This is a genomic window from Cellvibrionales bacterium, from assembly GCA_016713115.1.
GTDB lineage: Bacteria > Pseudomonadota > Gammaproteobacteria > Pseudomonadales > UBA7239 > UBA7239.
Genome location: JADJPU010000001.1, coordinates 2,143,724 through 2,164,978 on the forward strand (window position 1 = coordinate 2,143,724; position 21,255 = coordinate 2,164,978).

The window sequence follows — 21,255 nt, forward strand, 5'->3', positions numbered from 1 at the left end:
TTTTGCTGATAAAATGCCGCCACTTTTATGAGGGTGCGCGCGTGGAAATTGCCTGTTTAGATCTGGAAGGTGTGTTGGTGCCGGAAATCTGGATTGCGTTTGCCGAGCATACCGGCATTGCTGAATTGCGCGCCACCACGCGCGATATTCCTGATTACGATGTGTTGATGCAGCAGCGCCTGCGCCTGCTAGATCAACACGGCTTTGGTCTGCCGCAAATTCAAGAAGTGATTGCACAGCTCAAGCCGCTGCCGGGTGCGGTGGAGTTTGTGGCGTGGTTGCGCGAGCGTTTTCAGGTGGCGATTATTTCTGACACATTTTATCAATTTGCCCAGCCCTTGATGCGTCAACTGGGTTATCCGCTGCTGTTTTGTCACAATTTAGAAGTGGATGGTAACGGGCATGTGGTGGACTACCACATTCGCCAGCGCGACCCTAAACGCCAAACCATTGTGGCGCTGAAAAGTTTGTATTACCGTACCATTGCAGCCGGTGATTCTTACAACGATACCGGCATGTTATCGGAAGCAGATGCAGGGATTCTTTTTCATGCGCCAGAAAATGTGATTCGCGAGTTTCCGCAATTCCCTGCCGTGCACACTTATGACGATCTAAAAAAGGCGTTTATCAAAGCTAGTACGCGTACGCTGGATTTGTAAGCGCGCATCAGCGTTTTAGTATGTCTGTTCGCTCGCATAATGTGCTGCGCGGTGCGTTGTTTTTAGCGGCTACCGCGTTTTGCTATGCCATCACTGGCGTATTGGTGCGCATGGCATCGGTGCAGTTAGACAACAACGCCATGGTGTTTTGGCGCAATATTTCAGGCTTGTTATTTTTATTGCCGTGGTTAGTGCGGCATTTGCGGCGCGGTGGTGCGGAATTAAAAACCGACATGATGCGCTGGCATTTCATACGCACAGCCGTCGGTTTAACGGCGATGTATTTGTATTTTTATTCGCTGGCACATTTTGCGCTGGCTGATGCCATGTTGTTCGTGTATTCCGCGCCTGTCATTGTGCCTTTACTCGCGCATTGGCTGCTGCGCGAGCCGATTACTGCGCGCATTTACGCGGTGGTGTTGATCGGTTTGGCGGGTGTGGCCTTGGTGTTAAAGCCGGGCGGTGAACATTTTTATTGGATGGCACCTGTCGGTCTTTCGTGTACTTTGTTTACTGCTTTGGCTTTTGTGTCGGTGCGCAAATTGTCGGTGAGTGAACCGCCTACGCGCGTGGTGTTTTATTTCACATTATTCAGCGCAATTATTTCCGTGGTGCCTTTTTTATGGCATCCACAGTGGCCGGACATGCGCGGCTGGCTTTTGATTCTCGGTATCGGCGGCGTCAATACTTTGGCGCAGTGGTTGATGTCGCTCGCTTATGGTTCTGCGCCCGCTGCGCAAATTGCCCCCGTCAGTTATGTCACCGTATTACTGGCTGCGCTGCTCGGCTGGTTGTTGTGGGATGAAGTGCCGGATGCTTATGCCATCGGCGGCACGGTGTTGATTTTTGCTTCGGCGTTGTTGGTGATGCGGCAGGGCAAGGCGGTGGAGAGTCAGCCACAGGTGTGAATGGATCACACCCCCAATCGCCCCAGTGTTTCCACAATTTCGCGTAGCACGGCGGCGGCTTTGGGGTGGTCAATTTCCAGTTCTTCCAGAATCGCGTTGGCGGAATCTTGCAGGGATAGGGTGTCTGCGCCGCCTGCGCTGTGGCGCTGCAAATCATCCAATAATTGCTGTTGCTGCGGGCTGACTTCGCTGGAGCCGAAGCTGTCGTGCAGGCGTGTAATCAAATTTTCGAGTTGTTGTTGCGGCATGGGATTCCCCTCGTGTTTTTTTGCATTTTAGCCGCTGAGTGGAGGAAAGGCTCAACAATACGCAGTGCTATCGGCTAGAATCTGCTCCCAGTATTTCTGGATATATAGAAAGGACGGGCAATGAAAGTTATCCCGATGCGTGATTACCCGCAGGATGTTGCGGACAATTTTCTCAGTGGCATCAATTTTGTACGCGAAATGCGCCTGAATGACCCCGCGCAATTTGCCCTGTTGATGGATCGCACCCAGTTTATTGAACTGTCGCAAGAAGAAGCCATCATCAACGCCGGCGAGATGGACAGCCGCTATTTTTTCCTCTTAAAAGGGCAGTTATCGGTATACGCCGACAACGCACACCGCGATCGTGAGCTGAACAAAATCACCCCAGGGCAGAGCTTTGGCGCGCTGTCTATCATCTGCCATCAACCGCGCACGGCTACGGTAGCGGTAACGCCAGGCTGCACTGGTGCGCTGCTGATTGCGATTGATTTGGCTGGCTTGGGTGAGCTGCTGGATTTCTCGGTGTTTAACCTCACCACCAAGCTCTCGCTGTATCGCACCGTGGTGAACAACACGCGCTGGCAGTTGGAAGTGTATCGTATGGATTTCCCCGCTCACCCGCTCACGCAAAAGAGCAAGGAAGTGGAGATTTTCATCGGCAAAAAGCTGACCGAGCAGGAATTGCAGAGCTTGGAGCGCCAGATCATGCAGTTGACGGCACTGATCTCCGAGTGGAACCACGAGCTGATTGTGCGTGAGCCAGCACCGCAAGACCGTGGTGCAGCCATCTAAATGAATGATCTACGGCAAATGTAAAGGTTTTCTGCAACCGCCCGAGCCGTTATCATTTCGCACCTGATTTTTGCCCACCCCGCTTTCCCAGAGAGAAGTCTGATGTCCAATATCACGGTTGAGCGCGTTCTCGAAGTTCACCACTGGAACGACACGCTGTTCAGTTTCAAATGCACCCGCGAAGACGGTCTGCGTTTCATCAACGGCCAGTTTGTGATGATCGGTTTGGAAGTAGAAGGCCGTCCTCTGCTGCGCGCCTACAGTATCGTCAGCGCCAATTACGAGCCTTATCTGGAGTTTCTCAGTATCAAAGTGCCCGATGGTCCGCTGACTTCTCGCCTGCAAAACATCAAAGTGGGTGATTCGGTATTGGTCAGCAAAAAGCCAACCGGAACACTGGTGCAAGACAATCTGCTGCCGGGTAAGAATCTGTATCTGTTTTCAACCGGTACCGGCTTGGCGCCGTTCATGTCCATCATTAAAGACCCAGAAGTGTACGAACGCTACGAGAAAGTGATTCTCACGCACGGCGTGCGTTGGGTGAGCGAGCTGGCGTACTACGACTACATCACCAAAGAGCTGCAAGACAATGAATTCTTCGGCGATATGGTGAAAGAGAAGTTGATCTACTACCCCACGGTGACGCGTGAGCCTTTCCGCAATCAAGGTCGTTTGACCGATTTGATCGTGAGTGGAAAATTGTGCGAAGACATCGGCCTGCCACAGATCAACCCAGAACATGACCGCGCCCTGATGTGCGGCAGCCCAGCGCTGCTGGTGGATCTGTGCAATATCCTCAACGGCTTGGGCTTGAAAGAGTCGCCGCGCATGGGTGAGGCGGGCGACTACGCGATTGAGCGCGCATTCGTCGAAAAATAATCGTTTATCGGAATGCTTGGCAGGATCCGTGTGCCGTTGTTACAGTGTAGCAGCGGCGCACGGATCCTTTTTTGTGGCAGGGGATAACAGCAATGATAAAAAAACTGCAAAATCTATCGCTAGGCTGGAAGTTTGTTTTGATACAAATCGTTTGTATCAGTGTCACGGTGACTACAGTCTCTATGACAGCTACATTTGTATATAACCGTTATGTCAATGAAAGTATTTTGCGTGATCGTGGTTACGAGGCTGCTTATGCAGCTAATCAGGCATTACTAAAAATATCGCAAGTGCAGGCGCAGTCGCAGTGGCGTGCAGCCAGTTCGACAGTAAAAAATATTCTTCACACAGGAAATGTGGCGCCTGTGCAGCAACAAGAGTTGCTATTGTCGGCAACGGAGAGCTTTGTGTTGCTTCCTGCTTCTGGTGGTGAACCATTATTTGAGGTGGGAAAATATGCTGCGGACTTGCGGGTGGCAGCTTCTTCGGTGATGGCTACATTAAAAGATTCTTCCTTGGTGTTGCCGATGACAATATCAGGAAGTGACGCGCAACAGAGTGTTATTGTTTTAACGCCGGTGATGGAGTCTGGCGTTCGGTTGGGTGTTGTTGCACAAGGTGTTTTATTGAGTGCATTGTTGCCGGCAGGGTCGTCAAAAATTCATGTCACAACAAATGAACAGTGGCAGCAACGAAAGTTATTGCAGAATTCTGGTTTCTTTAGGCTGCCTTATTATCTGAATCGTGAAGGTTCGGCGGTTTACGGTGCAGCACAACCTTTGCAGTTGCCTGGGTTTTCTTGGCAAGTGGTTTCAGAGGTTGATAAAAGCGATGCGGATGCGCCATTTGATTTTCTGCAATTGGTTATTACCCTAGGGTCACTGGCGCCTGGTTTTTTTATCTATCTTGGTACTTATTTGCTTTCTCAGAGACTGTTGGTAAAGCCGATTCGTGCGTTGATTTCTGCAGCGCAAGAGCTACACCAAGGTGAAGGAGATTTCACACGCCGTTTACACAAAACTACGAATGATGAGTTGGGCGAATTGGCGGATGAGTTCAACGCATTTATTAGCAAGCAGCAGTCAGTGTTGTTGCAGGTGAGCGATACGATTGATCACCTCAGTAACAGTGCCAATCACATTTTGGGTAGTGCTGCGGATGTTAGTAATAGCTCCAGCGAGCAAGCGGCGAGTGTGGAAGAAACCTCAGCGGCGTTAGAAGAAATGAGTGTGACGATTGCCCGCAATGCAGACAATGCGCGCGCCACCGAGCAAATTGCCGCGCAGTCGGCGGATAATGTGCGCTCCAGTAGCCATGTAGTGAGCCAAGCTGTTAGCGAAATGAAAAAAATCGCAGAAAAAATTCTGTTGATTGATGAAATTGCGCACACCACAAATTTGTTGGCACTGAATGCAGAGATTGAAGCGGCGCGTGCGGGTGAGCATGGGCGTGGCTTTGCGGTGGTGGCGGGTGAAGTGAGAAAGTTGGCAGAGCGCAGCAAAGAAACGGCCTACGAAATTAGTGATCTTTCCACCAATGTTATGCAGGTGGCAGAAAAAGCCGCCGCAATTTTGAATGAAATAGTGCCGCAGGTGGTGCAAACCTCTGAGTTGGTTCGAGAAATCTCCAATGCTTCAGAGGAGCAGCAGAGCGGGGTAGAGCAGATTACGATTGCGGTTACGCAAATTGAAGGCTCAACACAAAAAAGTGCAGAAACTTCTAAGGTTTTGTCGCAAGCAGTGCAGGAGATCAACGAGAAGATACAGCGTTTGCGCGAGCAGGCTTTGTATTTCCGTTTGAAATAGCTTCCTTATGCTGATCAATTTCTTTTACGCGCTGCGCAATGCTGGCGTGCCAGTGTCTATTAAAGAGCTATTGGTGTTGTTAGAGGCGCTAGAGAATCATTTGGCTTTTGGCAACATTGATGACTTTTATGTGCTGTCTCGCGCCTGCTTAGTGAAAGACGAGAAATATTTTGACCGTTTTGATCAAGCTTTTGGCCGCTACTTTAAGGATATGCAAACCGTTGATGACTTGATTTCGGCGATGATTCCCGACGATTGGTTGCGTGAGGCATTTGAGAAACATCTCAGCGATGAAGAAAAAAAGCAGATTCAATCTTTGGGTGGTTTGGAAAAACTGATTGAGGAGTTTAAGAAACGCCTCGAAGAGCAAAAAGAGCGCCACGAAGGCGGCAATAAATGGATAGGCACGGGTGGCACTTCGCCCTTTGGCAACAACGGCTATAACCCAGAAGGAATACGCGTGGGCGGCGAGAGTAAAAATCGTCGTGCGGTGAAAGTGTGGGAAAAGCGCCAGTTTCGTGATTTGGATGACTCTACCGAAATTGGCTCGCGCAATATCAAGGTGGCACTGAAGCGTTTGCGTAAATTTGCGCGGCAAGGTGCGGAAGAAGAGTTGGATATTGATAACACTATTCGCTCCACGGCGCGCAATGCAGGACTGTTGGATATACGCATGGTTCCAGAGCGCCACAATGCCGTGAAAGTGCTGATGTTTTTTGATATTGGCGGCTCGATGGATTCACACATTGAAATGTGCGAAGAGTTGTTTTCTGCAGTGCGCACAGAGTTTAAGCATCTGGAGTATTTTTATTTTCACAACTTTATTTATGACTTTGTGTGGAAAAACAATGTGCGGCGTTTTTCTGAAAAAACCTCAACGCTAGATTTGATGCACAAGTACGCCGCCGATTACAAAGTGGTCTTTGTGGGGATGCCAGTATGGCGCCTTACGAAATTACACACATTGGCGGAAATATTGAATATCACAACGAAGAATCGGGTGCAGTGTGGATGCAGCGTTTGTTGGCGACCTATCCTAAATTGGTGTGGCTAAATCCGATGCCAGAAGAATATTGGCCACGCACGCACAGCATTAAATTGGTGCGGGATTTGGTCGAAAACCGCATGTTCCCTTTGACGATTGCCGGGCTGGATCAAGCCATGGCGTATTTGTCGAAATAATGCATAACGAATAATTTTTATGCTCAGTTATCAACACGGGTTTCATGCAGGCAATGTGGCTGATGTGCTTAAGCACGCGGTGTTGTGCTCAGTGCTGGATTACATGGCGCAGAAAGATAAGCCGTTGTATTTTCATGATGTGCATGCTGGTCGTGGCTTCTATGATTTAACACATCCGGTTGCGCAAAAAACGAGTGAATATCGTGATGGCATTTCTGCATTGTGGCAAGCTACTTCTATGCCGGTGGGTTTGCAGCCTTATTTGCAAACTCTGCGTTTGTTTAATGTGAATGGTTCTCTGCGCTTTTATGCGGGTTCTTTGTTATTAGCGCAGAAGTTATTGACACAAAAACATAAGCGTGAGCAGGACCGTTTTTTTGCTTCAGAATTGCATCCACAAGAATATTCGGCGCTGTGTGAAAACACACAGTCGCTGGTAAATATGCGCGTGCAAAAGGTAGATGGTTATGCTGCACTAAAAGCAGCGCTGCCACCCAAGGAGCGTCGCGCCGTGGTGTTGATCGATCCCAGCTATGAAACGCAGTCTGATGATGCGGCAGTGGTTGATGCCTTAAACGAAGCCTTAAAGCGTTTTTCTACCGGCGTGTATTTGCTGTGGTATCCGATTGTGGATGCGCAACGCACAAAAAAAATGATCAAAAAAATTGCGGCGTTGCCGTTAAAAAATCTGCTGCAAGTAGAGTTGCTGGTGCGCGAACCCACAGGCGTTGGCATGGCTGGTAGTGGAATGTTGGTGATTAATCCACCGTGGTCATTGGCAGCCGCTATGCAAGAAACTCTGCCGTGGTTGGTGCAACAACTCGCACCGAGCAGCGGCAGTTATCGCGTGGTTTCTTTGGTTGCAGAAGATTGAATTTTCTCTGGCCACTGCATGGTGCGTTGCACCAATTCACCTTCGTCTAGTGTGGTGAGCTGACGGTTATTGAGTAGGCGTTTTCCGCCCACCCATACATCAGAAACACGCGCGCCGCTGCTGGTGTAAACCAATGAAGAGGCGGGATCGTGCATCGGTTGTGCACAGAGTGTGTCGATGCGAACGGCAGCGATATCTGCTTGTTTGCCGATTTCTAAACTGCCGATGATGTTGTCCATACCCAACGCGCGCGCGCCATTAATTGTTGCCATGTGCAGCGCGGCATGTGCGGCGAGGGCGGTAGCATCGTTGGCAACGGCTTTGGCGAGCAGAGCGGCGGTGCGCAATTCAGCAAATAAATCGAGATCGTCATTGCTGGCTGCGCCGTCTGTGCCAATCGCTACATTGATGCCATTTTTTTGCAGTGTATCGACAGGGCAAAAACCGCTGGCCAGTTTTAAATTGGATTCTGGGCAGTGAATCACATGGCAGCCGTGTTCACGAATGGTGCGTATGTCATCTTCATTCAACGCCGTCATGTGTACACATTGCGTACGGGGTGAGAGCGCGCCTAACTGGCGCAAGCGTTCAACGGGTCGCATGCCAGTTTCTTGCACAGCGCTTTCCACTTCAAACTCGGTTTCATGCAAGTGAATTTGGATATTGGCATCCAATTCATCGGCCAGCATCACAATTCTTTTCAGGCTGTCATCGTCGATGGTGTAAGGCGCGTGTGGGCCGAAAGCAATTTTGATGCGTTCGGAGCCGCGAAATTGATCGTGCAGAGCCAATCCTTTTTCTAAATATTCTTGCGGCCCAGAACCCCAGTTGGAAGGAAAGGAAAAAATGGGGAAGGTCAGTTGGCAGCGTATGCCACTTTCGCTGGCTGCGCGCGCTGTCGCCTCAGGAAAGAAATACATGTCGCTGAAACAAGTAGTGCCGCTTTTAATCATTTCACCAATGGCAAGTTGCGCGCCATCAAACACAAACGCATCACTCACCCATTTGGCTTCAGTGGGCCAAATGTGGTTGTTGAGCCAATCCATCAGCGCTAAATCATTGGCATAGCCGCGCAGTAACCTCATGGCGGCGTGGCCGTGTGCGTTTATTAAGCCGGGTAAAACGATGTGTTGATCCAGCTCTATGGTTGAAATATCGGCATATTTTTTCTGCGCTTCGCTACGCGGCAAAATGTCAGTAATGCTGCCATTGCTAATGGCAATACTGTGATTTTCCAGCACGCAATTTTCTGGAATAACAGGAATGAGGTAACGGCAGTGCAGTAGGGTGTCGATCATGGTTGTGCCTGTTTCTTTGCAGGAGGGACAAAGTCGTCTGGAAGATACCGGTTTTTATGTTTGTGCTTATTTTTATTTCTTTTTTTGTGCTTTTTTGTGTGTCCTTGCTTAGGTTTATTTGTGTTTTCCTGTTCGGCCTGTGTTGGCTCTGGAATTTTTTTAGAAGGGGATTTCATTTTTTTGCTGGGTTTCGGTAACAGTAGTGCCAATATCAAGGCAAGACCGCTGCCAATGCCAGCTACTACAGCAATGGGTTTTCCGGTCGTGATAGTAATTTCACGCCACTGTTCTCGATCTTCAATGATTTTGTGCAGCATCACCACAAAGGACGGTACGACATTTTCTTGGGAGCCATCCGGCATTTTTTGTGCGAGAAAGTACGGCGTAAAAAACACACTAATGGCGCAGGCAATCAACACAAAGCGCAGTGGACGCCACAGACCGCGCAAAATCATGCTGGTAAATAAGACAATGGCTAAGGCGCTGACCAAATAAGCCATTTTTGCCAGTTCTACATCGGCGATTTCCATTGCGTTATTTCTCCAGCTTTTGATTATTGACGCGCACGGCAAACATTTCGCTGTCTGGCAACGGCGGCATTTGTAAATAAAATCCCTGCTCTTGAATGCTGTCTAACACGGTGCCGGCATTGGCGCGCGCTAATTTGCGCGTAGGCTCTAGCATCAACACCATGGCGCTCTCAGGTTTGCCAAAGCGGGCAAGCAAGGCTTCTGGCACGCGGCTCAAACTCTCTTGGCGATCGACATACAAGTAGAGCCCATCTTCACGCGGGCTGCGAAAAATTTCGATCAGCCGTTTCATGTGTTGTCTCCCCATCGAATCATTTCATCGCGCAAGGCAGAGCCAATAACACTGGCGCGCCAGCCGCTGAACCGCTCTGGCAGGGCGATGCTATCCGCCGATTGTTTGGCAAGGTATTGTCGCACGATATTTTCCAGCTCTATTTTTTTGACGAGCAATTCAGGTGGCAGTTGTAGATGATGAGCAATTTGCTCCGTGACGGCGCGCAATTTTTTGACGTAATCGTTTTCTGCTTTGCTGAGCGGCGTTGCCAGCGGTGGGCAGAGCAGATCGTGCGTGACGTTTTGCGCTAACTGCAATAACTGCGCGCCAAACTGACGTACGGCCGAGGGGTGCAACCCTTCAATGCTGTACAGCGCAGCTAAATGTGCAGGTGGGCGGCGCGCTAATTCCAGCAGCGCAAAATCTTTGGCGATGTGATTGCGCGCTTTGTTGTGTTGCCGTGCCAGCGCATCGCGCCCCAACACCAAATGCCAAAGCCGTTGGCGTTCTGTTGCGTTCAAGCGCCACGCATTATTGATTTTTTCTAAGCTGTAGTTGGTGCTGCGCTGTTCGCGCCCGCGCTCCAGTTGGCGCATCATTTCTTCTTCCAGCCACAGCGTGCGCTGTAATTGCGCCAGTGTTTGTGCAAGCTGCTGATAGAGTTCTGGCAAATACAGCACATCCAAGCAGGCGTAGTGTTCTTGTTCGTTGGTGAGTGGCCGCGCCAACCAATCCGAACGGCATTGATCTTTCGATAGTTCAATATCTAACAGTGTTTGCACCAAGCGGCTGTAGCCCATGGACGCGCCGTGGCCGCACAGAGCCGCCGCAATTTGTGTATCAAATAATGGTGTGGGCAGCGTGCCGAACAATCGGTCGAAGACTTCTAAATCTTCACTGGCGGCGTGTATTACTTTGGTGATGTGAGAAGCGGTGAGTATCTCAATCAGCGGTGAAAAATTATTGATGGTGAGTACATCAATCAACCAACACTGCGCGCCGTTGCTGATTTGTAATAAGGCAGGAATGGGATAAAAGGTATCCACGCGAATAAATTCGGTGTCGATGCCCAGCACCTTGGCAGAGCGCCAGCTTTCTGCTGCGGATGCGAGATCGCTGTCATCGGTGAGGTAGTAACAGTCGTCCGCAATCTGTTTCATATTTGCGTGCGACCTGACAACGCGTGCGACAGCGTACCGCCATCCACAAATTCTAATTCACCGCCGAGTGGTACGCCGTGCGCAATGCGTGTGCAGCGAATAGACAGCGCGCGCGCGCGATCGGCAATGTAATGCGCGGTGGCTTCGCCTTCTAAAGTGGCGTTGGTGGCGAGTATCAATTCGTCTACCGGCTCTTGTTCTAAACGCTGTAATAACTGCGGAATGCCGATGTCACTGGGACCGATGCCATCTATTGGTGACAGTTTGCCGTGCAACACAAAATACAGACCGGTAAAAGAGCCAGCTGTTTCGATTGCTAGTGCATCTATCGGCGTTTCGACCACGCACAACAAGCGGCGATTGCGGCGCGCGTTGCTGCAAATTTCACACAGCGTTTGTTCGGTGAGTGTGCGACATTCATTGCACTGGCCGACATGTTCCAGTGCGCGCTCCAATGTTTTTGCTAACTTGAGTGCGTTGTCGCGGCGGTGTTGCAACAACTGAAAGGCCATGCGCTGCGCGGATTTGGGGCCGACACTCGGCAAGCAGCGCAGGGCGTTAATCAATTCATCAATCAGTGGGCTGAATGACATGCGCAGTAAAAATTAAGCGCACACATCAGCGAGATCGGCTGATGTGTCTTGCAAACGCTCGGCAAGAATGCGCGCGACAGATTTCATTACCAGCAGCGCAATGTCTGGGCGCTGACGCTCCAGCGTGCCATAAACTGCGCGTTGAAAACTGGCGACGGTGGTGGGCAGTTGTGCGCGTATGCTGGCAGAGCGTTTGCGATCAGATAACAATGCCATTTCGCCGATCACATCCGAGGCGCAAAATTCACTGAGCACGGTTTCTTCGCCACCGAGCGCGCTCATTTTGATCGCTTCCAATGCGCCGGATAACACAATCGAAACGGTATCCGCCGGTGCGCCTTCGCTGTAAAGAATCGCACCTGCTGGCAGTTCTAAAATTTGCAAACGCGGAGCGATATGTTCGAACTGTTCGTCATCCAATAATTTGAACAGCGGGCAATCGCGAATGATGGCGAGGTGATCCATAGTGCGCTCCGTTTTTATTTTTATGCAGATTTCGACAGCAATTGAATGCTGTTATCTGCCGCCAACAATTCGCCCAGTTGCGCGATCTGTTGTGTGCCGCCGCCCATTTGAATTTCCAATTGTTTGAACCACAAATAGTAGCGGTGCAGTGGGTATTCCACATCGCAACCAATGCCGCCGTGCAAATGTTGCGCCGTGTGTGCCACGCGGTGACCGCCGATAGCGGACCACCATTTTGCGGTGTGTACTTCTGCACTGGCCTTCATGTTTTCTGACAATTTCCACAGCGCTTCAAAGTAGGCGGAGCGCATGCATTCGATGTCGATATAGGCATCGGCGCATTTCATGGTGGTGTTCTGGAAGCTGGCGATGGTGGTGCCAAACTGTTTGCGCTCGGCGGTGTATTCCGCCGTGCGGCGCAGCGCTTCTTCAGTAATGCCGATCATCGTGGCGCAACTGGCAACACTGGCGTGCTCAACAATAAACGCCAACACTTCAGCACCGCCGAGGCGCTCTGCTTGCGCGCCGTTGAATTGCACGTTGTACAGCGGCTCGTGGTTGGTGCTGTCTACATATTCTGCTTTTACCGCATCGCTAGGCTCTACCAAAAACACAGCTTTGCCATCGGCGGTGTCTGCCGCTACCAACATCACGGCAGCTTGCGCGGCGTAAGGCACGCACAGACGCTCGCCGGTAATGCTCCACGCATCGCCTTGTTGTGTAGCGCGGCAAGCGGGACGCATCGCAGCGACCATGGATTCCTCGGCAATCGCTGCAGTCAAAATGGCTTCACCGCTGGCGAGTGCAGGCAGGTATTTCTTTTGTTGTGCTTCGCTGCCAAAACGCGCCAGAGGCAAGCCGCCGAGTACCAAGCTAGGCAACAAGGGAATCGGCGCAACAAAGCGACCTTGCTCTTCAAGAATTTGGCAGACTTCGATAAAACCGAAGCCCGTGCCATCGCAAGACTCAGGAACAGCCGTACCGAGCAGGCCGGATTCCGCAAACAACTGCCACAGGCTCTGGCTGTACAGCTCGCCGCCCTTGCTAAATTGCATCAAGAACTCATCGCCGCAGTTCTCGCGCAGAATTTGGTTAGCCAGCTCACGAATCTGGGTCTGTTCTTCGGTAAAGGTGAAATCCATGCTAACAACCTCGCTGGTCATGGCTTTGCTGAAAATAAGGCGCGCATTTTGCCACAGACCGTCTAATCTGTGGCTGCTTGTTTGGTGAAGATGGGTGCGTGTTTTACGGTTTCCGTCCATTGCAACCACGGCTACAATGCGCCTCTCGAATTTCAGGTTGTTTCTCAGAGGTTGTGTCATGCAGGTAGATGAGTCGCAAGAAGTTAAGGCGCTGCGCCAAGAATTGCGCGCGTATTTCGCCAAGGTGATGACACCAGAAGTGAAAGAAGGCTGTCACGCCAAGGAGAGCGGTCAGGTCTACCGTGATGCCGTGCGCCAAATCGGCAAAGACGGCTGGTTGGCGATCGGCTGGCCGAAAGAGTACGGCGGTCAAGGGCGCGGTCAGGCAGAGCAGCTCGCGCTGTTGGAAGAAGCCTACATCGCCGGTGCGCCAATTCCTTTCGTGACTTTGGGCACCGTTGGCCCCGCGTTGATGGAGCACGGCTCCGAAGAAATGAAGCAGTTTTATCTGCCAAAAATTGCGGGCGGTGAAATCCATTTTGCCATCGGCTACACCGAGCCAGGTGCAGGTACGGATTTGGCATCGCTCACTACATCCGCCGTGATTGAAGGCGACGAGTTGGTGATCAACGGCACTAAAGTTTTCACTTCCGGTGCAGATAACGCCGACTATATTTGGCTCGCCGCGCGCACCGATAAAGACGCGCCAAAGCACAAAGGCATCAGCATGATTATCGTGCCGACCAACGCGAAAGGTTTTTCCTTTGCACACATTAAAACCGTGGGCGATGTCCCTACTTGCATGAGCTATTACGACAATGTGCGCGTGCCACTTACCAATGTGGTTGGCAAGTTGAACAAAGGTTGGAACCTCATCACTTCGCAGTTGAATCACGAGCGCGTCGGTTTGGCGGCGATTGGTGTGTGGACGCAGCGTGATTTCCAATTTTTCCTCGATTGGACGCGCGAAGAACAAACCAATGGCAATCGCGTGATCGATGAATCGTGGGTGCAATCCAACATCGCCGAGTGCTACGCGCGTTTGAAAGCCATGCGCATTGTGGTTGCGCGCATGATGTGGCAGTTGAGCAAAGGCGCGCCCGATCCCGCTTACGCTTCTGCTATGAAAGTGTATGTGACGGAAACTTCCATCGAATGCTATCGCTTGATGATGGATGTGGTCGGTGCAGCGGGTTTGATTCGCCGTCGTCAATCACACACTGTGGTAGAAGGGCGTTTGGAAGAAGGCTTCCGCAAATGTCAGACCATGACTTTTGGCGGTGGCGTGAACGAAGTGCAGCGCGAATTGATTGCGATGTTTGGCTTGAAAATGTCGCGCGCCGCACGCGGATAATTTTTCTTTGTAGCAAGAAAAAGCCCGCTTTGTGCGGGCTTTTTGTGAAATAAAAATTGAGTAAGGATTTTTTATGACGATGTTTACACGCACGAAAATCTGCGGATTAACCACCATCGCCGATGCGCAAGCTGCCGCCGCTGCCGGTGCAGATGCCATCGGCTTGGTGTTTTATGCCAAAAGTTCGCGCTGTGTGACGGTGGTGCAAGCGGCTGACATTGCGCGTGCGGTGGGGCCGTTCGTCACCACCGTGGGTTTGTTTGTGGATGCAGCGCGTGAGGAAATCGAAGCGGTACTGCAAGCCGTGCCTTTGCAGTTATTGCAATTCCACGGGCATGAAACGCCCGCGTTTTGCGCATCATTCAAGCGCCCGTTTATCAAAGCGATACGCATGGCCGATGGCGTGGATGTGTTGGCTGCGGATCGTGAATACGCGGCAGCGGGCGCGCTGGGTTTGCTGCTGGACAGCTACAGCCCTGCGGCACCAGGCGGCACGGGTGAAACCTTCGGTTGGGAGCGTATTCCCGCCCAGTTGCAGTTGCCGCTGATTTTGGCGGGCGGGCTGTCGCCAGAGAATGTGGGCGCAGCCGTTGCACAGGTAAAACCGTATGCCGTGGATATAAGCAGCGGCGTGGAATCCGCCCCTGGCCGCAAGGATTCCGCTAGAATAGCCGCCTTTGTACGCGCCGCCCACGCTGCGGTGCGGTAATCGGAGCTAGCTTGTGACATCCCCCAAAGTAATTGATTTTTCTGCCTTTCCTGACGCACACGGCCACTTTGGTCGCTACGGCGGTCAGTTTGTTTCTGAAACCCTGATGGCCGCGGTGAGCGAGCTGGAGCAGAGCTACGCGCGCTTGCGCGAAGACCCTGAGTTTCAAGCCGAATTTGATCACGACATGGCGCATTACGTCGGCCGTCCATCGCCGCTGTATTTCGCTGAGCGCTGGAGCCGCGAGCTGGGTGGCGCGCGCATTTTTCTCAAGCGCGAAGATTTGAACCACACCGGCGCGCACAAGATCAACAACACCATCGGTCAGGCGCTGCTGGCGAAACGCTCTGGCAAGACGCGCATCATCGCGGAAACTGGCGCGGGGCAGCACGGCGTGGCCACGGCCACGGTGGCGGCGCGCTTGGGCATGGAGTGCGTGGTGTACATGGGCGAGGACGACATCAAGCGTCAAACCCTGAATGTGTACCGCATGAAATTGCTGGGTGCGACCGTGAAATCCGTCACCTCCGGTTCGCGCACTCTGAAAGATGCGCTGAACGAAGCGATGCGCGATTGGGTCACCAATGTCGATAACACCTTTTACATCATTGGCACCGCAGCGGGTCCACACCCTTATCCGATGCTGGTGCGCGATTTTCAATCCATCATCGGCCGTGAAGCGCGCCGCCAATGCTTAGAGCAAACCGGCAAATTGCCGAATGCGGTAGTGGCTTGCGTGGGCGGCGGCTCCAATGCCATTGGCCTGTTTCATCCATTTTTGGCGGATGAAAGCGTGGCGATGTACGGCGTGGAGGCGGGCGGTGACGGCATAGAAACCGGTCGTCATGCGGCGACTTTATCGGCAGGGCATCCGGGTGTGTTGCACGGCAATCGCACTTATTTAATCGACGATGCCGACGGCCAAATTATCGACACACACTCCGTTTCTGCGGGGCTGGATTATCCGGGCGTAGGCCCTGAGCATTCGTGGCTGAAAGATATTGGTCGCGCGCAGTATGTGGCGATCAACGACGACGAAGCGCTAGCGGGTTTTCGCAAACTCACGCTGGTGGAAGGCATCATGCCGGCGCTGGAATCCAGCCATGCGGTTGCGTACGCCGAAAAACTGGCGCGCACGATGACACCGGATGATGTGATTGTCGTCTGCCTGTCTGGTCGCGGTGACAAAGATATTCACACCATTGCCGCCATCGACGGCATCAAAGTTTGAGGGCGCTGCTGTGAGTCGAATTGCGTCATGTATGTAACAACTGAAGGCCGCCAAGCGCAAGGCGTTGATTCCCTATGTCGTCGCGGGTGATCCTGATGCGGCAACCACACTCGCTGCATTGCAGGCGATGGTAAAAGCGGGCGCAGATATTTTGGAAATCGGCGTGCCGTTTTCAGATCCGATGGCGGAAGGTCCCACCATTCAAAAAGGCCACGAGCGCGCGCTAGAAAGTGGTATGTCGCTGCGCAAAGTGTTGGAACTGGTGCAAACTTTTCGCAAAACGGATGACAAAACACCGATCGTGTTGATGGGTTATGCCAACCCGATTGAGCGCATGGGTTACAGCGCGTTTGCCGATGCAGCCAGTGCAGCGGGCGTAGACGGTTTGCTCACGGTGGATATTCCGCCGGAAGAAGCACATGAATTGAATGCAGAATTAAAGCGCGTAGGTATCGACAATATTTTCCTGTTGGCACCGACGACGACGGATGCGCGCGCCAAGCAGATTTGTGAATTGGCCACCGGCTATTTGTATTACGTTTCGCTGAAAGGTGTAACGGGTGCGGGCAATCTCGACACTGCCGAAGTGCGCCAAAAATTAGCGCAATTTCGCGGCTACACCTCGCTGCCGCTGTGCGTGGGTTTTGGCATTAAAGATGCGGAGTCTGCGCGCGCGGTGTCTGAAACCGCCGATGGCGTGGTGGTGGGCAGCGTGTTGGTCAATGCGATGGCGGAATCTGGCGCGCAATCGGTGCCAGCGGTAGCGGCTATTATTACAAACATTCGACAAGCTATTTAATAATCAAGCGATTTAATAAAAAAAGGAGTGCGCTTATGAGTTGGCTGGAAAAATTGGTGCCATCGGTTGTCCGCTCTGAAAAACGCCAGCAGGGCACGAGTGCTATTCCTGAAGGCTTGTGGAAAAAATGCCCGAAATGCGAAGCGGTGTTGTATCGCCCAGAGTTAGAGCGCTCGCTGGATGTATGCCCCAAGTGCGATCACCACATGCGCATCGGTGCGCGCACGCGCTTGGATTGGTTTTTGGATGAAAACGGCAGAGAAGAATTGGCAACGGAAGTGGAGCCGATTGATCGACTCAAATTCAAAGACATTAAAAAATACAAAGACCGCTTAACGGCAGCGCAAAAAGAAACCGGTGAAAAAGATGCACTGATTGCCTTCAAAGGCACGGTGAATGGTTTGCCAGTGGTGGTGGCTGCGTTTGAATTTGCTTTTCACGGTGGCTCCATGGGCTATGCCGTGGGCGAGAAATTCACGCGCGCGGCGACCTTGGCCTTACAGGAAAAAATCCCATTTATTTGCTTTTCTGCCACCGGCGGCGCACGCATGCAGGAAGCTTTAATTTCCCTGATGCAGATGGCAAAAACCAGCGCGGTGATTGAGCGCATGAAGCAGCAGGGCGTGCCGTATATTTCGGTGATGACAGACCCAGTGTACGGCGGTGTGTCTGCCAGCTTGGCATTGCTGGGTGATCTCAATATTGCTGAACCCGGCGCGCGTGCAGGGTTTGCGGGCCCAGGCATCATCGAACAAACCATTCGCCAGAAATTGCCGAAAGGTTTTCAGCGCAGCGAGTTTTTGTTGGATCACGGCGCCATCGACATGATTGTGCATCGCAAAGACATGCGCGATAAATTGTCCAGCCTGCTGGCGCGCCTCACGCATCAAGCTGCTGTGGTCAGTGCCAGCGCGTGAGCGCGCGTTTTTCTACCTTAGAGGCATGGTTGCAGTGGCAGGAAACACTGCATCCCTCGGTTATTGATCTCGGGCTTTCTCGTATTCGCCAAGTAGCCATTGCGCTATTTGGTGAAAATTTTCAAAAACAACAACCGCTAACCATTACTGTTGCCGGCACCAATGGCAAAGGCTCCTGCGTCACAGTCTTGTCTGCTTTGCTGCACCGCTTGGGTAAACGTGTAGGCAGTTTTACGTCGCCGCATTTATTGCGCTACAACGAGCGCATACGCATTGATGGTGCGGAAGTCAGCGATGCCGATTTATGTGAGGCTTTTTCTGCCATTGACACCGTGCGCGGCGAAATCAGCCTCACTTATTTTGAATTCAATGCACTGGCAGCTTTTTGGCTGTTCAAAAAATACCGCGTCGATGTGCAGGTGTTGGAAGTGGGTTTGGGCGGTCGGTTGGATGCAGTCAATCTGCTGGATGCCGATGTTGCTGTTATCACCAATATTGCACTCGATCATGTGGATTGGCTGGGCGATACGCGCGAGAAAATTGGTGCAGAAAAGGCGGGTATTTTGCGCGCCAACGGCAAGCTGGTGTATGGCGAAGCGGATATGCCGAGCAGTATTCGTGAAATATGCAAGGAATTGCAGGTGGATGTGCGTCAGTTAGGCCGAGATTTTAGTGTCGCCATACAGGGAGAAGATTTTTGCTGGCGCGGTGTGAGTGCTGAAAAAAGTAGTGTATCGCTGACAATAAAATTACCCGCACTTCCGTTGCCCAGTGTGGCCTGCGCTTTACAGGTGTTGGCTAATTTGGATTTGTGGGATGAGAAGGTTTTTTCTGAGGCGCTGCCGAGTCTTTCTCTGATGGGGCGCATGGAAAAAATAAGCATAAATAATCAGCAATGGATATTTGATGTGGCGCATAACGCAGCCGGCGCCCAGTATTTAGCGCAGCGTTTACAGTGTGAAGGCGTTGCAGAAGTTGTTTTAGTTTTTTCTGCAATGACGGATAAAGATATTGCAGGTTTGCTTGTCGCATTAAAACCTGTTGCCGCGCAGTGTGTATTATTTTCGCTGCAGGAGAATGCTAGGGCCGCTTCTATATCGCGGTTACACAATGCTGCCCTGGCTGCAGGGATCCATCCAGAGAAAATTGTTTGTGTGGATAGCGCACAAACAGCAATTGCTTACACAGAAGGGCAATCCTCTGAAACGCCGATATTGGTGTGCGGGTCGTTTTTTACTGTCGCCGCATTAAGTGATGCTTTGCGATGAATGACATCAATAAAAAAATAAGCAGAGCATGGCTGTTTTACATTCCGCCCTTTGCGGTGGGTTTGTATTTGTTGGCATTGTGTTTGTTCGTAATGTTTTCTCGCCTGACTTATCCCTACGAGTTGGAGTGGATGGAAGGCGCGATGTTTCAGGTGGTGATGCGTGTTGTCGATGGTTTGCCGATATACACCACTCCCAGTATGGAATACGCGCCGCCGCTGTATGCGCCGCTGTATTTTTATGTGGCTGCTTTTGCAACAAAAATTATGGGAGAAGGATTGCCGGCACTGCGCTTGGTGTCGCTGCTGGCATCGCTGGGTGCGGTAGCGTGGGTAGGTTATGCCGTATGGTTGCTAACGCGCTCTCGGTTGTCAGTGTTGTTGGGTGTATGCTGTTGGGCCGCGCTATTTTCCATGTCTGGCAGTTATTACGATGCGGCTCGAGTAGACAGCCTGTGGACTTTTTTCTTAATTGGTGCAGTTGTTCTATTAATTAGTTATTCGCTTAATAGGAAAAAAATTTTTCTGTGTTGCATGTTTCTGTTTTTATTGATGGCTGTTTTTACTAAACAAACAACGCTATCACTGCTGCCTTTTTTCTTTCTCGCCCTATGGTTGTTCTCAAGTTTTAGAATCGCATTTTTTCAGGCTTCATGTTGACTGTGCTAGTTTGCGCTGTGTTGGGCTGGCTGCAATGGCAAACTCAAGGCTTGTTTTTTTTCTATACGATGGAGATGGCGAGAGCGCACAAGTTTATTCAAGGTATTCCCAATAATTTTTTACTTGGTGATATGTTGACAGGTGTTCCCATTTATCTTGGTTTGTGTGGGTATTTTGTTTCTATCGGTGAAAAAAATCTTCGACGGCGCTGTGCGTGGTTGTCACTCTTTTCTGGTTTTTTTGTGATGACTTTGTTATCGCGTTGGTATTCTGGTGGTTGGATTAATGTATTGATTCCATTTCATCAGTTTATTGTTGTGTTGTCTGTAGTGGGCTTTGGTTTGCTGGTAAAAAAGCGTAGTGGTAAACAGGGTGATACATGGTTGGGTAATGTGGTATTAGGTTTGGTGAGTGTGTTGCTTACACTCAATATGGCGAGAGGATGGATCCGTCCTAATTATTTTTTACCAACCGAAGCGGATCGTGCTTGTGGTGATAGTGTGGTTGCTGTGTTGAAACAGGCGCAGGGAGACCTTGTTTGTGTTTCTAAACACACCTATCTTGCTTTTCTAGCAGGTAAAAAAAGCTGCGCGCACGAAGCGTGGGGAATTGATGTAATGAACGGCAGCAGCCGTGAGTTTGCTAATCAATTAGAAAATGATGTAAAGCAGCAATTACTCAGCGGTCGCTACCAGTTACTGTTATTGGATAACGATAGGCAATTTGAGGGGTATGGCGTTTTATGGAGCCAACTACCCTATACCGCAATGGATGTTGATTGTTCCACCGATGCGTTCTTTCCTAAATTGTTGGGGCCTCGCCCCATGCACTGGTTGCGATATAACGGCAAAAGTATGGATGATCAGCGCACGAGAGAGAAAAATTAATTGGTGGTCAGCGCTAAAAATTCAGAACGCGTAGCAGGGTTGCTTTGAAACACGCCCAGCATGGCTGAAGTTTTCATCACCGAGTTTTGCTTTTCTACGCCGCGCATCATCATGCACATATGGCGCGCTTCTACAACTACGGCAACGCCGGCGGCATTGGTAACAGTTTGGATGGTGTTGGCGATTTGTTTGGTTAAGCCTTCTTGAATTTGTAAGCGGCGCGCATACATGTCCACGATGCGCGCAACTTTAGAAAGCCCTAGCACTTTGCCGGTTGGGATATAAGCCACATGGCATTTGCCGATAAAAGGCAGCAAGTGATGCTCGCACATCGAATATAGCTCGATATCTTTCACCAACACCATTTCGTTGCAATCGGATTCAAACAGCGCGCCGTTGATCACTTCATCCAAATTTTGGTGGTAGCCGCGTGTCAGAAATTGGAAGGCTTTCGCAGCGCGTTCAGGGGTGTCGCGCAGACCGTCGCGTTGTAGGTTTTCGCCAATCTCGGTGATGATTTTTGCAAAAGCGTCTTGCATGGTATTTCTCGGTGCTGAAACAGGCTGTCACAGTAAGCGAAGCTCGTGCTGGGGTAAAGTCTGGACAAGGCGCAAATTGTTGC

At 51.1% G+C, this 21,255-nt stretch carries 22 protein-coding genes and 2 pseudogenes; 15 read left to right on the top strand and 9 right to left on the bottom strand.

The features are described 5' to 3' along the window. The first annotated feature begins 41 nt into the window (after positions 1-41). Positions 42-659 (top strand): bifunctional phosphoserine phosphatase/homoserine phosphotransferase ThrH, encoded by a 618-nt coding sequence (thrH, locus tag IPK30_10550; GenBank protein MBK8103686.1) that lies wholly within the window; start codon positions 42-44, stop codon positions 657-659. 20 nt (positions 660-679) lie between these two features. Next, positions 680-1,567, top strand: a complete 888-nt coding sequence (locus IPK30_10555; protein ID MBK8103687.1) for a DMT family transporter — start codon at positions 680-682, stop codon at positions 1,565-1,567. Between the two features lie 5 nt (positions 1,568-1,572). Here the strand turns inward: IPK30_10555 and IPK30_10560 are convergent, their stop codons facing one another. Further along, positions 1,573-1,815, bottom strand: a complete 243-nt coding sequence (locus IPK30_10560; GenBank protein MBK8103688.1) for a DUF4404 family protein — start codon at positions 1,813-1,815, stop codon at positions 1,573-1,575. 120 nt (positions 1,816-1,935) lie between these two features. Here IPK30_10560 and IPK30_10565 point away from each other — a divergent pair, with 120 nt between their 5' ends. The 5 genes and pseudogenes from IPK30_10565 (at position 1,936) to IPK30_10585 (ending at position 7,347) form a co-directional block, all read left to right on the top strand. Further along, complete coding sequence (locus tag IPK30_10565) at positions 1,936-2,607, top strand: cyclic nucleotide-binding domain-containing protein (GenBank protein MBK8103689.1); 672 nt, start codon at positions 1,936-1,938, stop codon at positions 2,605-2,607. A 102-nt stretch (positions 2,608-2,709) separates the two neighbouring features. After that, positions 2,710-3,486, top strand: a complete 777-nt coding sequence (locus tag IPK30_10570) for a ferredoxin--NADP reductase (GenBank protein ID MBK8103690.1) — start codon at positions 2,710-2,712, stop codon at positions 3,484-3,486. Positions 3,487-3,668: 182 nt separating this feature from the next. Further along, positions 3,669-5,291, top strand: coding sequence for a HAMP domain-containing protein (locus IPK30_10575; GenBank protein MBK8103691.1), 1,623 nt, complete (start codon positions 3,669-3,671; stop codon positions 5,289-5,291). A 7-nt stretch (positions 5,292-5,298) separates the two neighbouring features. Next, positions 5,299-6,473, top strand: a pseudogene (locus IPK30_10580) (VWA domain-containing protein). 19 nt (positions 6,474-6,492) lie between these two features. Continuing rightward, entirely contained in the window at positions 6,493-7,347 is an 855-nt protein-coding gene (locus IPK30_10585; GenBank protein ID MBK8103692.1) for a 23S rRNA (adenine(2030)-N(6))-methyltransferase RlmJ, read from the top strand. Here the strand turns inward: IPK30_10585 and IPK30_10590 are convergent. The 7 genes from IPK30_10590 to IPK30_10620 are packed head-to-tail and all read right to left on the bottom strand — an operon-like array spanning position 7,314 to position 12,830. Continuing rightward, on the bottom strand, positions 7,314-8,645 hold the full coding sequence (locus tag IPK30_10590; protein ID MBK8103693.1) for a TRZ/ATZ family hydrolase: 1,332 nt from the start codon (positions 8,643-8,645) through the stop codon (positions 7,314-7,316). The genes IPK30_10585 and IPK30_10590 overlap by 34 nt on opposite strands. Continuing rightward, positions 8,642-9,175 carry a hypothetical protein gene (locus tag IPK30_10595; GenBank protein MBK8103694.1) on the bottom strand — a complete coding sequence of 178 codons (534 nt, stop codon included), beginning with the start codon at positions 9,173-9,175 and terminating at the stop codon, positions 8,642-8,644. The genes IPK30_10590 and IPK30_10595 overlap by 4 nt, the downstream gene beginning before the upstream one ends. Positions 9,176-9,179: 4 nt before the next feature. Continuing rightward, positions 9,180-9,467 (bottom strand): YcgL domain-containing protein, encoded by a 288-nt coding sequence (locus IPK30_10600; protein ID MBK8103695.1) that lies wholly within the window; start codon positions 9,465-9,467, stop codon positions 9,180-9,182. Then, positions 9,464-10,609 (bottom strand): ribonuclease D, encoded by a 1,146-nt coding sequence (gene rnd / locus IPK30_10605; protein ID MBK8103696.1) that lies wholly within the window; start codon positions 10,607-10,609, stop codon positions 9,464-9,466. Before rnd ends, IPK30_10600 begins: the two co-directional genes overlap by 4 nt. Further along, entirely contained in the window at positions 10,606-11,202 is a 597-nt protein-coding gene (gene recR / locus IPK30_10610) for a recombination protein RecR (GenBank protein MBK8103697.1), read from the bottom strand. The genes rnd and recR overlap by 4 nt, the downstream gene beginning before the upstream one ends. A 12-nt stretch (positions 11,203-11,214) precedes the next feature. After that, complete coding sequence (locus IPK30_10615) at positions 11,215-11,667, bottom strand: cyclic nucleotide-binding domain-containing protein (protein MBK8103698.1); 453 nt, start codon at positions 11,665-11,667, stop codon at positions 11,215-11,217. Positions 11,668-11,687: 20 nt separating this feature from the next. Then, positions 11,688-12,830 (bottom strand): acyl-CoA/acyl-ACP dehydrogenase, encoded by a 1,143-nt coding sequence (locus IPK30_10620; protein MBK8103699.1) that lies wholly within the window; start codon positions 12,828-12,830, stop codon positions 11,688-11,690. A 157-nt stretch (positions 12,831-12,987) separates the two neighbouring features. Here IPK30_10620 and IPK30_10625 point away from each other — a divergent pair, with 157 nt between their 5' ends. The 8 genes and pseudogenes from IPK30_10625 to IPK30_10660 all read left to right on the top strand — a co-directional run bounded on the left by IPK30_10625 (position 12,988) and on the right by IPK30_10660 (position 20,633). Then, the gene (locus tag IPK30_10625) at positions 12,988-14,163 is read left to right on the top strand and encodes an acyl-CoA dehydrogenase family protein (GenBank protein MBK8103700.1); all 1,176 of its coding nucleotides are present in this window, start codon (positions 12,988-12,990) and stop codon (positions 14,161-14,163) included. A 73-nt stretch (positions 14,164-14,236) separates the two neighbouring features. Further along, entirely contained in the window at positions 14,237-14,872 is a 636-nt protein-coding gene (locus tag IPK30_10630; GenBank protein MBK8103701.1) for a phosphoribosylanthranilate isomerase, read from the top strand. 13 nt (positions 14,873-14,885) lie between these two features. Further along, entirely contained in the window at positions 14,886-16,103 is a 1,218-nt protein-coding gene (gene trpB, locus IPK30_10635; GenBank protein ID MBK8103702.1) for a tryptophan synthase subunit beta, read from the top strand. A 10-nt stretch (positions 16,104-16,113) separates the two neighbouring features. Beyond that, positions 16,114-16,902, top strand: a pseudogene (locus tag IPK30_10640) (tryptophan synthase subunit alpha). 35 nt (positions 16,903-16,937) lie between these two features. Further along, positions 16,938-17,819, top strand: coding sequence for an acetyl-CoA carboxylase carboxyltransferase subunit beta (locus IPK30_10645; GenBank protein MBK8103703.1), 882 nt, complete (start codon positions 16,938-16,940; stop codon positions 17,817-17,819). Next, positions 17,816-19,087 (top strand): bifunctional tetrahydrofolate synthase/dihydrofolate synthase, encoded by a 1,272-nt coding sequence (gene folC, locus IPK30_10650; GenBank protein ID MBK8103704.1) that lies wholly within the window; start codon positions 17,816-17,818, stop codon positions 19,085-19,087. Before IPK30_10645 ends, folC begins: the two co-directional genes overlap by 4 nt. After that, positions 19,084-19,746 carry a hypothetical protein gene (locus IPK30_10655; GenBank protein MBK8103705.1) on the top strand — a complete coding sequence of 221 codons (663 nt, stop codon included), beginning with the start codon at positions 19,084-19,086 and terminating at the stop codon, positions 19,744-19,746. Before folC ends, IPK30_10655 begins: the two co-directional genes overlap by 4 nt. After that, positions 19,740-20,633 carry a hypothetical protein gene (locus tag IPK30_10660; protein MBK8103706.1) on the top strand — a complete coding sequence of 298 codons (894 nt, stop codon included), beginning with the start codon at positions 19,740-19,742 and terminating at the stop codon, positions 20,631-20,633. Before IPK30_10655 ends, IPK30_10660 begins: the two co-directional genes overlap by 7 nt. Here the strand turns inward: IPK30_10660 and folE are convergent. Beyond that, positions 20,630-21,172, bottom strand: a complete 543-nt coding sequence (gene folE / locus IPK30_10665; protein MBK8103707.1) for a GTP cyclohydrolase I FolE — start codon at positions 21,170-21,172, stop codon at positions 20,630-20,632. The genes IPK30_10660 and folE overlap by 4 nt on opposite strands. Between the last annotated feature and the right edge of the window lie 83 nt (positions 21,173-21,255).